Source organism: Flavobacterium sp. FlaQc-49, from assembly GCF_044005985.1.
Classification (GTDB): Bacteria; Bacteroidota; Bacteroidia; order Flavobacteriales; family Flavobacteriaceae; genus Flavobacterium; species Flavobacterium cupriresistens.
On the sequence record NZ_JBIPCS010000001.1, the window covers coordinates 303,561 to 319,116 of the forward strand.

The window sequence follows — 15,556 nt, forward strand, 5'->3', positions numbered from 1 at the left end:
AGCTGTCAGAATCCAATATAAATATTTAATTTTGAAAATTAAACTGCTAATTTATAGAGCGGTTAAAGTATCGTTATTAGTATTGTAACTAATTGATTGTTTGAATTATACATAGCCTGAGTACCACTTAAAGTTTAATAAATTATCCTGCGAAATTTTCTTAAAAATCATTTGAGATTTCATGTTTAGACCTTTAACTCCTTTTGCCCCCTACGAAGCTGGGTGACTTCAAATAGCGGGTATTAAAAACAAAAGAGACGACCAGCAGATCGTCTCTTTATACTATTTTAAAAATTATAATTTATTTTCTCTTTCACTGATTTACAATGCTATTGTGCAAAAACAGCTGATCTGATACCGTTATTTAATCTTTAATCACTTTTTTCGTTACAGTTCCCATATCATTTGAAACTCGAAATAAATAGACACCAACTGGTAAATTAGATACATTTAATTTGGTAGATATCGTTTTTAATTCTCTTGTAATAAGAAGATTCCCCGTTACATCAAAAACATCCAATTTGGCGCTATTTAGTATATTCACGTCAATTGTTATGAAATCTTTAACCGGATTTGGATACAATTTGAATGAGTCTTGGAAAGTAAAATCTTTTGTTGCCAGAACTGCAACATCAAAACAGGTACTTGTAGCCGTGCAGTTGTTTTTAGTAACCTCTACAGCATAGCTTCCTAATTGCTTTGGTGTAAAAGTGGGATTATTTTCGTTTGGAATGGCCGTAAATACTCCATTGTTACAGGTCAGCCACTTATAAGTTGCCGCTGTTTCGGCAACAGTTAATTTACCTTCATTGTAAGAAACTGTTACATCAAGACCTTTTATTGTTACTAGTTGTGTTGCTGTGGCGGTATTGTTGCTTCTGTCTTTTATGGTCCAGGTTACAGTTGTGTTTCCTATAGGGAAATTTGCCGGTGCATCATTTGTAACTGAAGCAACTGAGCAATTATCGGCAGTTATTGGATTTCCCAATGCGATTCCTGCTGCTTTACAGTTAAACGTGGTATTTGATACTATTGCCGCAGGAGCAGTAATTGTTGGCGGTGTTACATCTTTTACTGTTACTATTTGGGTGGCCGTTGCACTATTATTGCTTTTGTCTTTTACGGTCCAGGTTACGATTGTAGTTCCTAGTGAGTAAAATTTTGGAGCATTACTAGTTACAGAAGCTACCGAACAATTATCTGCCGTTACCGGAGTTCCTAAAACGACATCTGTTGCTGATAGTGTGCAACCTGCAGCAGTCAGATTCACCGTTACAGCAGTTGGAGCTGTAATAGTAGGTAAAGTAACGTCTTTTACCGTTATGGTCTGAGCAGCTGTTGCAATATTACCGCTTGCATCTTTTACGGTCCAGATCACTGTTGTATTTCCTACAGGAAAAATTGCAGGAGCATTATTGGTTACTGAAGCTACGTTACAGTTGTCTGATGTTATGGGAGTTCCCAGTACAACAGCTGTTGCTGTACAATCTAAATTGGCGTTGACTGTTACAGCTGCCGGAGCAGTTATAGTAGGTCTTTCAATATCAGAATCTGTGATTATTATAAAATTCTTAGTTATCGTTGCCGATTCACTATCTATTATTTTACAAGAATAATTTCCAGCCACTAATCCGGTAATTTCCGGTGTTGTTGCTCCATTAGACCAAAGGTAGGTATAAGGTGCTTTTCCTTCATTAACAGAAACTATAGAAGCCGAACCTGTAGCACTGTCAAGGCAAGTAACATTGGTTTGGATCGTTGTTGCGTTTAGAGGTGTAAAATAGGTACCCTTGAGACGAATGAAATACGAGGAAGTAAAACTCTTATAAGAAGAAAACACGCCACTAACATTAATTTTTCCATCTGGAAATAATGAAATAGAGTAAATCGGAGCTACAAATTGGTTTCCTGTATCAAAGGAAGCGTCTATACTTCCATCAGAATTTAAACGGGTTAAACGGCTTTGTGCGATTCCTTGAAAAGTATCAAACTCCCCTCCTACAAGTATTTTTCCATCAGGTTGTAAAACCAAAGAACTAATTTCAATACCATATCCTGTTCGTACACTTTCAGATCCAATGGACTGAGTAAAAGAAGGGTCTTTGCTCCCATCTGAATTTAAACGAACCAGGTAATTTTGATAATCCCCGGTAGTAGGTGAGAAAAGACCGGCCACCAGTATTTTTCCATCAGGCTGCAAAGTTATTTTTTGAACATTAATCGCCAAATTATATAACGTTCCGATATCAAACGAAGTGTCTTGGCTTCCATCTGGATTTAAACGAACCAAATATTTTTGAGGAATTGGATTAAGAGTAGTAAATGACCCTCCTACCAGTATTTTGCCATCGGGTTGTGCTACTATAGAAGAAATTATTCCTTTAGAAAGATCAAAACTATTTCCGGCTGTAAAAGAAACATCGTTAGTACCATCAATATTCAAACGAAATAATCTTCTAACAGGGAGATACGGGTAACTATCAACAAAAGCACTTATGATTATCTTTCCATTGGGCTGCAAAGCTATAACGTCAACATCATATTCAGATGATCTAAGGAAAGAAGTGTCACGAGAACCATCAGGATTTAATCTAACCAGAGCATTTCTGCCTGAATTCCCGAAGTTAGTAAATTTACCTCTTATCAATATTTTTCCATCAGCCTGTAATAGTATCGATTGAACTTCATCATTGAATTCAGCCGGCGGGTTAAATGAAGTGTCCTTGCTTCCATCAAGGTTTATGCGAATCAGTTTTTTTTGTGTAACTCCCTGAAAATTGTCAAAATATCCTCCTATCAAGGTTTTTCCATCACCTTGCACGGCTGAGCACTGCACAGCTGCGTCAAAACCTGTGTCTTTGTTAAAAGAAGAATCTCTTCTTCCATTGGCATTTAAGCAAACTATACCTTTCTCAATAATCTTATTGCAATAATTAAATTTACCGCCAATAAGGATTCTTCCATCATTTAAAATAGCTGTAGCCAAAACGTCTGCATTTGCTTTTCCTGTAAGAAGATTTGCTCCATCATCAAAAGAAGCGATTGAAAAAGTACTATCTAGACTTCCGTCCGAATTAAAACGATAGACACCATCATCACCGGAAGAATTATTAGGCTTATAAAAACTTGCAATTAGTTTTCCATCAGGCTGGAGGGACATATTACTTGCATATTCATTATTCATATAGGCAAAATTAATTGGATTAGTAAATGAAGTGTCATTGCTGCCGTCGGGATTTAAACGAATTAAATATTTCTGAGCCACTCCCTGATAAGTTCTAAAGCCACCACTAGCGATTATTTTTCCGTCACTTTGTATTAAAACAGAATATACGTAATTACCAACAAAGCCAGTTCCTGTATTAAACGAAGTATCTTTGGAACCATCTACATTCAAACGAATCAAATATTGCTGAGCCACATCCTGAAACGTACTAAACTTGCCACTTACAACTATTTTTCCATCAGATTGAACGGCGACAGCAGTAATATCATTATCAAATCCGTTGCCTATATTAAAGGCTGTATCAAGGCTTCCATCGGCATTCAAACGAATCAATCGTCTCTGTGGCGTAGAATATATCTTTTTATTAGCTACAAGTATTTTTCCATCAGATTGAACTGTTATAGCACTCACAGAAACCGAACTTTCGCCCACACCTCCTCCAAATAGAAAAGAAGTATCTTTACTTCCGTCTGCATTTAAACGTATTACACGAGATTGTTCAACGTTATCGTTTCCTCCTACCAGTAATTTTCCATCAGACTGCAAAGCGATAGATTTTACAGTAAAACGAGTAATATCCTCGTTATAAACAAAAGTCGGATCCAGACTTCCGTCAGGGTTAATACGAACCAATCCATTAGTTCTCTTACTCCTAAAGACAGCAGCTCCTTTTATGATTATTTTACCGTCAGGTTGTGTTACGATACATTCTACCAAACCGCCAAATCCGGGTGAAGGTCCAAAATGGTGCTCCACATCAGCAGCGTTTTGAGCAAATAGTATTAAAGATTTTAGAATAAAAAAAAAGAGTAGAGTTTTTTTCACTTAAATAGGTTTTTAAAATGTTATAGCTAAAACAATAGGTTCAAAAGATGAATCTTAAAAAACTAACAAACATAAGAAAAAACTTTTCTTTAGATTTTATATTGATAAATAATTTGTTAAAAACAAACATTTTACAATAGTTTAGATAAGTATTTTAACTTATTCTTTCTTAAATATAGCAGCTGTTATAGATGCGCAATGATTAAATCAAATTATAACTTGCTTAAAAACGGTTCTAATCCCTTTAGGGCTGCGAAGGACAAAATTTTCAAAGAAATCTGAGGCTTTTTTGTTCGCTTTTTTTATACTTTCTTTCCTAACTTTGTGTGCACAGAATTCTAATCTGCGCTAAAGACTGTCATCAGGTAAATATTTTTTTCTTTCAAATCAAGTTCCATAAATTTTAAAAAATAAAAAAACGAAATGAAGCATACACAACAAGAAAACGATAAGGAAATTACTGTTTTAGAACTTCGTAATTATTTACTAAAGCCCAATAAACTGAACGATTTTGAAGAATATTTCAATAATCATTTTGTAACCCCAATGGCTAAACTGGAAGGCTTTACTCTGGGACAATTTAAAATTAATAATGTAAATGATCGATTTGTTTGGCTACGTGGATTTACAGACATGAAAACGAGAGTAAACTTCTTAAATGATTTTTATATCAACAGTACAACATGGAAAGATTTTGGGCAAGGCGCAAATGCTATGATGCTAAATTCAGATCACGTGCATTTACTAAAGCCATTAGAAAAAAGTACCACTCTTGACTTTTTAGACATAAATGAAGGGATAGTACTTATAGATTTTTATATCTGCAATAGCACTTTAAATAAGGTAATTGATCTATTTAAAACTACGTACATTCCGTTTTTAAAATCTTTGAATATTAATGACCTATCCCTTTGGGTCAGCGAAATGCAGGAAAATGATTTTCCGAGACTTCCCGTTTTTCAGGATAAAAATCTTTTGGTAACAATTATAAAGTATAAGGATTTGGCTGAATACGAAAAAAAGCAAAAATTGATCGCAGAAATGAATATAGAGCTAAAAATAGCGCTACAGGAATTAGTAACAATCCATAGCAATTTAGTACTCGAAAAAATCTAAGGAAATTTTTGGGGTTGTTAGGTTGGATTCTGTAATGCTTGTTATTTTAGTTAAAAGCTACGACTTTGTAAGGGAACTTTTTAAGATATTTCAGCAATACTTAAGTTATAAAAGTAAAAGCTCAATTCGAGAGAATTGAGCTTTTTTTATGATCTAATTTTATTCTGCAGTTTTAATTTTAAATAATCAGCCAATTGTTCTTTTTATTTATTTTTACTTCCCAATTTTTCCAAATATTCACCCAATGGAATATCCAGTCCAAAACCATAAAAAGCATTGTCTCCAAAATTATAATCCTTAACAAATGGAAAGCCTAGAATTAAATTAACATCTAAAGCATTATAAAATCGCATCCCGACTCCTACACCAACATGCGGAAAATCAAAATTCTCGTTAGTAGTGGTATTAGCCACATTGTAGAGTAATCCTGATCCGTAAACAATGCTATATATTTCATTTATAAAAGGAGCTTTTTTATTAAGATAAACGTCATCTTTAACTACATTTTCATATCCTTCAAAGCGTTTGAAATTCGCAATACGCCATTTTACTCCTATTTTTTCTGACGCAAAACTAATGTTGTTAATTGTTTCTGTATCTGAAATTTTGAAGTTTTTAAAAAAGAAATTTTGATCTAATCCCAGACTGAGATAAAGTGAAAAAACTGCTTTATTATTCCTGTTGTAATATTGTTGCAACTCATTTAAAAATGAAACGACGTCTATTTCGACATATTCCTCTGCTGGATTAATTAAAGTATATTTTTTCATGGCATTGATAAAAAGTATGTAGCTGTCTTTAAATTCACCAGCTGTGAGATTATCTTCTACTTTTTTACTTCCATCTCGTAACATATTAACGATACTCTGATATGTTTCTGCCTTATCGAGGTTGTTAAGATTGGAAATAAACTCAAAGAGATTCATAAGTTCTTCATCATAATTTCCAATACCTTTTATTCCCTGTAATGCTCTTATTTTAAGAAAGGGAATTATAATTTTTGTATGGGAAATAATTGCATCATAAAGAGCATCATTTTTTTGATCTCTAACCTTAAGTTCTATCATTTTCTCTGATATGTACTCATCTAAATAAACGATATCACTCATATGGATATCATCATTATTAATGAGAGACTTTATTGTAGCGTGTATTTTTGGTAGAATAACAGAAGCCTTAGCAATAGTTGCTGAATCTACTTCTTTAATATCAAAGTCATTACCTGTTGTAACTTCATCTAATACAGTAGTTAAATATTCGTTGTAAAAATCATTTGACTCTGCAATTTTGTTATAATTATTATCAATATTTTTTCTGTTACTTTCTTTTATAGTCTTAATTTTTCTATTTCTAACTCCAATCTTAACATCTAGAGCCAGCATGAAAGTCTGATTTTTTTCAAACCCCGCTTTTAAATTCGATATATCAGCAGTTACAAACTTTCCTTCAATCCAAGAATTTATCTGGAGAGCTTCGCTCAGATATTCATTATTAGGTAAAGGTTTAAGATATTTATCAAGTTCAAGTATTGAATTTAGGGCATCTATAGTTAAACTATTTTTATCATTATTATTTGAAGAATTACGTTTTTTTATTTTTTTATTTATTTTATCAATATATTCATTTATCACTTTTATGGTGGGTTCATCTGGAAAACTTGTCGCGTCTAAATGTTTTAGATCTGGTATCGAATTACTTGAGAACTTAAATTGAGCTTTGACTTTCAAAAAATCTTTTATTATAGCATCCACTTGATTTTGAACAGAAGGATCCTTAAATTCTTCTCTAAACGATGTTAAAATATTCTGAATCTGAACATAATCGTTGTAAGCCAGTATAGTTAATTTTCCGCAGTCACTCTCACAGTTCACATTTAAAGTTTCTTCAACATTTGGTCTACTCCTTAGTCTATCAGCATTTATGATACTAATTTCGCTCTCCAAATTTCTTATTTGATTGAGCATATCATTAATATAAGAATATTTGCTTTTCCATGATTTTTCATTTAACATTGGAGCAATAAGTGCAATACTCTCACCTTGTAAATTCTTCATAATATCAACTACTTTCTTACCCTTGTTTTTCTTAAGAAATTCATTAATGACATCATAATTTTTTACATATGGCGTAATTTTTCTGCAAACATAAACTTTCATACTATCGAGACTTTTCTTAAAATCGGTAGCGTCCTTTTTTACTAGATTTGTTTTACTCTCTAGACCTGAATAAAATTCACTTGTCCGATAATCAATTTTATTCTTGAAAAAACCTTTCTTTTGTAACTCAGGAATATCTGACAAAGAAAGACTTACAACGTCGAGAATAATTCCAAAAGGAATCTCTATATAATATTTCGTTATATTTTTTACTTTATTGTCTAATATTATCTTTTCTTCAGCAATTTTTAAATTGCTGATTTTTTCTTTAAGTTCAGCTTTCTCTTTTGTGTTTTTTCCATCTAGTTTATTAAGTTCATCGTTTAATTGAATTTCCATCTTCAGCAACTTCTCATATTTTGCAATTGAATTGTTAATTTCTATCAAATAATTATTTAGTTGTATAATGTTATTCCCCGATTGAAGATAATCTTTGAATTCTGATAAATAATACCCTACTGAATCAATGCTTTTAATGGCGTTGTTTGACGACATTTGATCAATAATCTTCAGGCTTTCAGTTTTTTTTAATGCGATAATTGCTTCCTTATCATTAGTAATATTTTCCCTTAAGTTCAAACGAGCTAATTTTTTTTTAAGTTTTATCAGATCATTCTTTTTTTTAACTAAACTGGCAAAATCATTTTCGCTCAAAGTATTTATAACTTTAAGACCACTTTCTACTTCTCCTTCAAGTGTATTGATTGATGCATTTAAGTCCTTCCGTCTATCATTCTTTTTATAATGATTTTCCCTTTGCTTTATAATCATATCTTGATTGTAAGGGGATGAAATTTTATACTTAGAATAAGCGTAATTCATATCAAAAAGCTGCTTCTCGGGAGATTTCAATATAGCGTATGCTACTCCTAAGGAAAGGGAATAATTTGTAGTGAGTTCCAGTATCTCTTTTTCAATCACCTGCGGGTTCTTTTCATTTAAAAGTACATTGAGACAATTCTGAACATAATATTTAGTTGTAAAATTTGCTTCGGGGAATAATCTGTACATAAACCTTCTAAGCGCTTCCTGTCTAAGCTCCTTTTGTTTACTCATAATGATTTCAGTCAACACTTCGACATCAATTGTTCCTTTATTCATTGTTAGTTTCTCTAACCCTACTGCTAGGGTTGGATTTACCTGTGCTGAAATGGTTAGACTAAAAAATAATGCAAACAGTAAGAGTAGTTTTTTTTTCATAAATGATAGAATTAAGATTATGCTCAGATTCTCTTGTTAAAAAAATCTAAATACTATATCAAATATAAAGTTCTTCGGCGAAATGTAGTCGAGTATAAACACTTATTTTCAAATAGTTAGAATTGTGATTTATTCAATTTTCAACAAGACATTCAAGCCATATTAATAAAGGCAATAAAAGGCAAACGCTACATATAGTAAGTCAATCGCTTCAAATCCTTCTTAAATTGGTCTGTAATTTGTTTAGTCGAAGTCACAAAACTAAAAAGCTCAATTCGAAAGAATTGAGCTTTTCAATGCGTTCAGAAAACGAGGGTAGATACAATTTTTTTAATATTGGGAAGGCTTTAGGTCTACCCCACAACCCTATCCTCCTTCGCAAACATCAACCCCAACATCATTACGATAGCACTCAAAATAATCACCTGCGTCAATAAGGAGTTACTAATAAAACCAACCTTCTTGGATAATGGTATCGATAAAAAAAGCATAATGGTTATTAAACCTCGTGGCGCTATAAAAAGTAAAGGAGTAATCGGTGTTTTTGAAACTTTAAGTTGAATAAAACGAATAGAAATAATGACTGCTACAATGCCAACTGCAAAAGGCAAAGTACTGGTATTTAATACCGTTTCTGTAGTAATAGTATACCCAAAAAGTAAAAAGAATATCGTTCGGATCAGAAAAGCAACTTCACCTATTAATTTGCTAAATCGGTGAACTTCTATATTCAATCGTTTGGGTTCCAGTTTTTTTATAAATGAAAAATGCGTTAACTCATCCAGATTGTTCAAGAAGAGACCGAAGATTAAGATAAAAATAAGAGCCGGTAAATGATAAATTTTAGAAACTTCATAGATCAAAATTATCATGACCATAATGGGAATGAATTTTACGTGATGATCAATTTTTTTGATCACAAAAGCTAAACCGATGCTAGCTATTAAGGATATGAGCAGCATAACCACGACTTGAGCAATAAAAGTTATAAATGACCCCAATCCAATAGTATCATTGGATAAGAAGAAATTAAAAATAATAACCCCTAAGATATCAGACATACTACTTTCGTAAACTACAAATTCTTTTTTGTCTTCGGAAAGGTTCTGAACACTAGGAATAGCGATAGCACTACTGATAATACAAAACGGAATGGCATTTATAAAACTATTAATGATGGAGGCACCCGTAAAATAGTTAATCCCAAAACCAATTATCAGAAATAGAAATAATAAGGGGATTAAAGCGGATAAAAAGGACTTTGAAATCATCGCCTTTTTATTTTTATTGAGCTCTAAATCCAATCCCGCTTCCAATACGATTAAAATCAATCCGAGGGTTCCTATTGCAGGTAATAAGGGTTCCAGATTAGGAATTTCTATTTCTAAAAAAAGTGCTGCATAACGCAAACAATACCCCATAAGCAACAATATAATTACGGTCGGTATCTTGGTTCGCTTTGAACTTAAGTCAAAAGCGTAGGCAACTAAAACAAGCAAACAAAGAGAAATTATCATAAATACAAAATATTTTTCCAGTGATATGGAATTCAAAATTTTGCCGTTTTTAGGAAATGCAAAAAAGACACGGCAGCACAACTTTAAAATTCAATATACAAAAAAATGAGGGATACTGTTGTAAAGTTCACTTTAAATCCTGTGATATGCCCATTTTAGTGGTAATCTGAAGAGTTATATCGTTTGATTTCTATTTAGTTTTACAATAAATAAATCTATAAAGGCGATAAATAAATGCTGCCAAAGAATAAAAAAGGAGCAAGAAACCACGGCAAATTATAAGCATAAAAAAAGCATCTGCCGGTAACAGATGCTTTTTTTATACGCTCAGTAAGACTTTAAAGTACAACTACATTTACCGCGTTTGGGCCTTTTTTACCTTCAGCAATCTCGAAACGAACTTCATCGTTTTCACGAATGTTTTCTGTTAGACCTGAAACATGAACAAAGACCTCATTTCCACCATTCTTTGGTGTAATAAATCCAAAACCTTTTTCTTCATTGAAGAATTTTACTGTACCTTCTTGCATCTTAAAATAATTATTTGTTAAATACAAATATAATATTTTTAACAGTACTATTCTGAAAATAATAACTTATGTTGAAATATTTTATTCATTTTCAAATCTAAACAATTATAATTAAGATTCAGTTACACTCTGAGCTTTTTTTTGTTCTAATTTATTTGGTGTCAAACCACAGTTTTGTTGTAAGCAAATCCTTTCCTTGAGCAGCAACTGCTGCCTGATAACTGGTTCCGTTTAGCGATTGTTCTGTACCCGGATAAAAGAAACGAGAAGGCAGTTGCCCGTCTAAAACAGTAGCCGGACCCGCTGTCAGTACCGGATAGTCGAGTCTCCTCCACTCTGCAAAGGCATCCAGACCTTGTCCAAAAAAGGCTATCCATTTTTGTGTGCCTATTGATTTGGCGTAATTGGCGGCATCGTACTTTACGGTCGGCTGATCCAAATAATCTGAAATAATGGTTGCATTGGTAATCCCAAATTGGTTGAATGATGCCGTAATCGCACTTTTATAAAGCTGTTCTGCGTCTCCGGCAATGTAACCACGTGCAGCCGCTTCAGAAAGATTAAACAGGACTTCAGAATAAGAAACCAGTACAGCCGGTGATGCCGAGGTTAAGAAATACGAACCCGGTTTTGATGTTTTAGCAAAACCCTGACTGTTGGCATCACTGTTTGATAATCCGTTAGCGCCTCCAACGTACTTACCTACACTCGCATCTGATGGTAACTGAGCATATACAGGTAAACGTGGATCGGACAATTCCTTTAACTTATCTACTACGGTCTTTGAGATACGAAAATCATCACGTGTTTCAAACCAGGCCGATGCCGGATTTTGTTGAGGCGAACTGGTGTAAAGAAACTGAAAAATTTCGCTATTACTGCTAATTAGCCCCGCAGCATCAGTTGTTGCTTCAATTGCGGCTTGTTTAGCCAAAGCAGGTTCTCTGTCTGATATTCTCAAAGCGATACGCAGACGAAGGGAGTTGACCAGCTTTTTCCATTTTAAGATATTGCCTTTATAAGCCAAATCACCCGTTACTGCTCCGTTTGTTGTAGCCAATAAGGACTGAGCACGTTTTAAATCTTCAAGTAATCCGGTATAGACTTCTTTTTGAATATTGTATGCCGGCGTCACTTTTAGGCCTGCTTCTTTATAAGGAATACTTCCGTAAGCGTCGGTCAATAATAAAAAAGTCCAGGAACGTAAGGTCAGTGCGATTCCTTTATAATTTGAATTGGCTTGCTGATCCGGAAAATTCAGAATCGTATTCAAATCTGTAATTAAAGTAGAGTAACCGGCATTCCACAAATAAGTAAAAGAATTGTTCGACACATCATATCGGTCGGGTTCGGTATATTGAACTTTAGCCCAATGTTGTACAAATAACAAAGACGAGTTAAAGTTGTTGTCAGAGCCCCAGTATAAGTCGGCACCTTGTTTTAATGTTCCTGTTAAAAGGAAGGGCGCCAATGGTGTCTCTGTAGCATTTGGATTTTTATTAATATCATCCAAAGTATCACTGCAGGAGGTTAATGCTAATGCAGATAGAAGTATATAGGATAGTTTTTTTAACATGATTCGGTATTTTTAAAATTTAAGATTAACATTAAGGCTAAAACTTCTGGTGGTTGGCAACGATAAACTTTCAAGTCCTTGCGCATTCCCGGTGTTAAAAGCCGATTCAGGGTCGATATTTGGCGCATCTTTGTAAATAAAAAACAGATTACGACCTGTAGCAGTAACACTTGCTCCTGCTAATCCAAGTTTTTTAGCTAGCTTCTTATCAAAATTGTAACCGAGTTTCACTTCTCTTAATTTTACAAAAGTCGAACTGTAAACATAGGCTTCACTGATATTGTAAGAGGCTTTGTAATATTCCTGCGCACTAATCACCTGAGTATTGCGAGCTCCATTGGCGTAAACACCATTGAAAATAACTCCATCATCATATACCGGTACCCCGTTTGGAGCAGTTCCACCTGTTAATAAGGTTTTTGTATTCCCTGAATAATAGTAATTTAATCCACCGTTGGCAGCATCACGACCTGGAAGGGTTTGCGCCAGTACACCCGTATAATTTCCTGTTCTGTTCGTTCCTGAAAAAATCTCTCCGCCTACACTGGCATCAACAAGAAAGGACAATTCGAGGTTTTTGTAGGTCAATGTGTTTGTAATTCCGGCCAGATAGTCCGGGGTATAATTCCCTAATACTCTCTTTTGTGGATCAGCTTTTGGCAATCCGTTTGCGCCTACTACTATATTTCCGTTTGCATCACGTTGGTAAGCTGTACCATAAAGTGCTCCATAAGCTTGTCCAACCGATGCCAATACATCAACACCTCCTGAAGAACCGATAGTGTAGTTTTTAATCTTTCCTTCATAATCCAAAACTTCTACTTTACTTTTATTGGTTGAATAATTTAAACCAATATTCCATTTGAAATTTTCACTTTGAATGGGAGTTCCGTCCAATTGAATTTCTAAACCACGGTTGTTTATTTTACCTGCATTGATTAATTGTGAATTATAACCACTGGCAGCTGTTGTTTTGATCTCCAAAATCTGATCGAAACTATTGGTGTTGTAATAAGCAACATCCAGGTGCAGTCTGTTTTTCCAGAAAGAAGATTCTATCCCCAATTCGGTTGAGCGGGTTGTTTCGGGTTTCAGGTCCGTATTAAGTTTCTTTTGTGAGGAAGTTTGAATTGGATTTCCATCGAATGCACTTTGAAAATTGTAAACAGTAGCCAATTGATAAGGATCAGCATCATTCCCTACTTCCGACCAACCTGCACGCAACTTTAAGAAGTCAAGTGTATTGCTTTTCAAATTCAAGGCTTCGGATACCACTAAACTACCACTTACCGAAGGATAGAAATAAGAACGGTTACTGCTTGGTAATGTCGACGATATGTCATTTCGCCCCGTCAGGTTTAAATAAGCGTAATTTTTATAACCCAATTGTGCTGAAGCATACCCGCTATACACTCTTAATTTCGAAAACGTGTTTGATGATGTCAACGGATCACGCGAATTTGTCAAGGTGTACAAATCTGGTACAGCCAAACGTGGTGCTTTTTGATAGTTATTAGCATCACTATGATTACGTACATTGAATCCTGCAAGAGCATCCAAAGTAAAATCATCACTCAGTTTATTGTTATATTGCAAGATCGCTTCTGTATTTCGTTCTTCAACCGTATAAGCGTCTTCGGCATACGAGCCGAATGGCGTTCCGTTTGTGCCATATTTAATGGTGTATTTTCTGCGATCATTATAATAATCTACTCCTGTACGGAATTTAAAATCAAGTCCACTCGCAATCTTGGCTTCCAAATGAATATCCCCTATTAAGCGATTACGTTGTTGGCTGGTGGTATTATAATTGGCATTCCAATACGGGTTGCTGTAATAGCTGTTGTTCCAGTTGGTGTTCCAATCTTTATTAAGCTCATTGATATCGACCTGGCGACCGAACCAAAGAAACTGCAGCATCACACCGGCAGCACGGTTACCCGATGGTCCACCCGGCAATGTTGGAGCTGTGGTTACAATATAATTGGCCGTTACTCCTATTTTTATACTTTTAGATATTTGGTAATTGGTGTTTATGGTAAAGTTCGTTTTGTTGACTTCACTGTTAGGCACGGTCCCGATTTGTTTTTGATTATTGATTCCTAAACGAAAATCTGATTTTTCATCTGATCTGGCTATCGAAATACTATTATCGTAAGTAACTCCGGTATTAAAGAAATCCTTCACATTATCAGGATGTGCTACAAAAGGTACTGCTGCACCATTGGAATAAAATTGCGGAATAAGACGTCCGTCTAATTTTGGTCCCCAACTTTCATCAACTCCATCGTTAATTCCACCACCTTTACCGTCTACATAACTGAATTTCCCGTTTGATCCCTGTCCAAATGAATTCTGAAAATCGGGTAAAGTTGCTACTTTTGAAATTGTTATACCGGTACTAAAATTGATGCCCAATCCTTTTTGACCTTTTCCGGATTTCGTAGTAATAAGCACTACACCATGTGCCGCACGTGATCCGTAAAGGGCAGCAGCGTTCGGTCCTTTCAACACGGTTAAGGTTTCAATATCCTGTGGATTCAAATCGGCAATCGCATTTTTAAAATCACGGGTTGCTCCACCAGAATTCAACTGTGAGTTGTCTACCGGGATTCCGTCTACTACAAATAAGGGCTGGTTGTTTCCGGCGATAGAGGTTTCGCCACGAATAACAATGCGGGATGATCCCATATCTCCTTGCGAATTGGTGATTCGTACTCCGGCCAATTTACCGGTAAGACTATTCAGGAAATTCGACTCTTTTGTATTGGCTAAGTCCTTATTTTTAAGAGATTGTGTAGTATATCCTAACGATCTTTTTTCTTTTGAAATTCCCAATGCCGTAACCACAACTTCCGACAACACATTCTGTTCTTCCGTAAGCGAAATGGTAATCGGGTTTTCAGTAACCACAATTTCTGCTTTTTTATAACCCAAATAACTTACAATTAGTGTATAAGGGAATTTTTGACCTGTTTGGAAATAAAAATTTCCATCTAAATCTGTTGCAACCCCATGTGTAGTGCCTTTAATATTTACGGAAGCACCGATAACTGGCTCTTTTGTAACAGCATCAATCACTTTTCCATCAAGTTTGGACTGGATTAACGGTTTTGTCTCCTGCGCTATACTTCCAATGGAAATTAGCAAAATGCATAACCATATAGAGCTATTAATTATTTTTTTCATTACTTTGTTTTGGTTTAATAAATAAGGCAGGCCGAAATGGATTTAATCCACTCGCGCTATCCTTATAGAGATGTACAATTTCTTTAAGCTTAGCCATTTCTGTTCCCGCAGAAATGGTTTTTTTTTACATGCAACGCATTCGTTTCTTCATTTTTAACTATTTTGGATTACTATTATATTTGAATTGATCTGTATAGCATTTCGGCTCTAATATTAAAAGC

The 15,556-nt window shown here is 34.6% G+C and carries 7 protein-coding genes; 1 reads left to right on the plus strand and 6 read right to left on the minus strand.

Annotation, left to right across the window (positions count from 1 at the left end; translation table 11 throughout):
* Window positions 1–364 precede the first annotated feature (364 nt).
* Window positions 365–4,051 carry an HYR domain-containing protein gene (locus ACHRV3_RS01350; RefSeq protein WP_395434231.1) on the minus strand — a complete coding sequence of 1,229 codons (3,687 nt, stop codon included), beginning with the start codon at window positions 4,049–4,051 and terminating at the stop codon, window positions 365–367.
* 423 nt (window positions 4,052–4,474) lie between these two features.
* Here ACHRV3_RS01350 and ACHRV3_RS01355 point away from each other — a divergent pair, with 423 nt between their 5' ends.
* On the plus strand, window positions 4,475–5,167 hold the full coding sequence (locus ACHRV3_RS01355; protein WP_395434233.1) for a hypothetical protein: 693 nt from the start codon (window positions 4,475–4,477) through the stop codon (window positions 5,165–5,167).
* Window positions 5,168–5,370: 203 nt separating this feature from the next.
* Here ACHRV3_RS01355 and ACHRV3_RS01360 read toward each other — a convergent pair whose 3' ends face one another.
* The 5 genes from ACHRV3_RS01360 to ACHRV3_RS01380 form a co-directional block, all read right to left on the minus strand.
* Window positions 5,371–8,523, minus strand: coding sequence for a hypothetical protein (locus ACHRV3_RS01360; RefSeq protein WP_395434235.1), 3,153 nt, complete (start codon window positions 8,521–8,523; stop codon window positions 5,371–5,373).
* Between the two features lie 353 nt (window positions 8,524–8,876).
* Entirely contained in the window at window positions 8,877–10,076 is a 1,200-nt protein-coding gene (locus tag ACHRV3_RS01365; protein ID WP_395442771.1) for a sodium:proton antiporter, read from the minus strand.
* Window positions 10,077–10,378: 302 nt separating this feature from the next.
* The gene (locus ACHRV3_RS01370) at window positions 10,379–10,570 is read right to left on the minus strand and encodes a cold-shock protein (protein WP_047777553.1); all 192 of its coding nucleotides are present in this window, start codon (window positions 10,568–10,570) and stop codon (window positions 10,379–10,381) included.
* Between the two features lie 151 nt (window positions 10,571–10,721).
* Entirely contained in the window at window positions 10,722–12,146 is a 1,425-nt protein-coding gene (locus ACHRV3_RS01375; protein WP_395434237.1) for a SusD/RagB family nutrient-binding outer membrane lipoprotein, read from the minus strand.
* A 12-nt stretch (window positions 12,147–12,158) separates the two neighbouring features.
* The gene (locus ACHRV3_RS01380) at window positions 12,159–15,335 is read right to left on the minus strand and encodes a SusC/RagA family TonB-linked outer membrane protein (protein ID WP_395434238.1); all 3,177 of its coding nucleotides are present in this window, start codon (window positions 15,333–15,335) and stop codon (window positions 12,159–12,161) included.
* Between the last annotated feature and the right edge of the window lie 221 nt (window positions 15,336–15,556).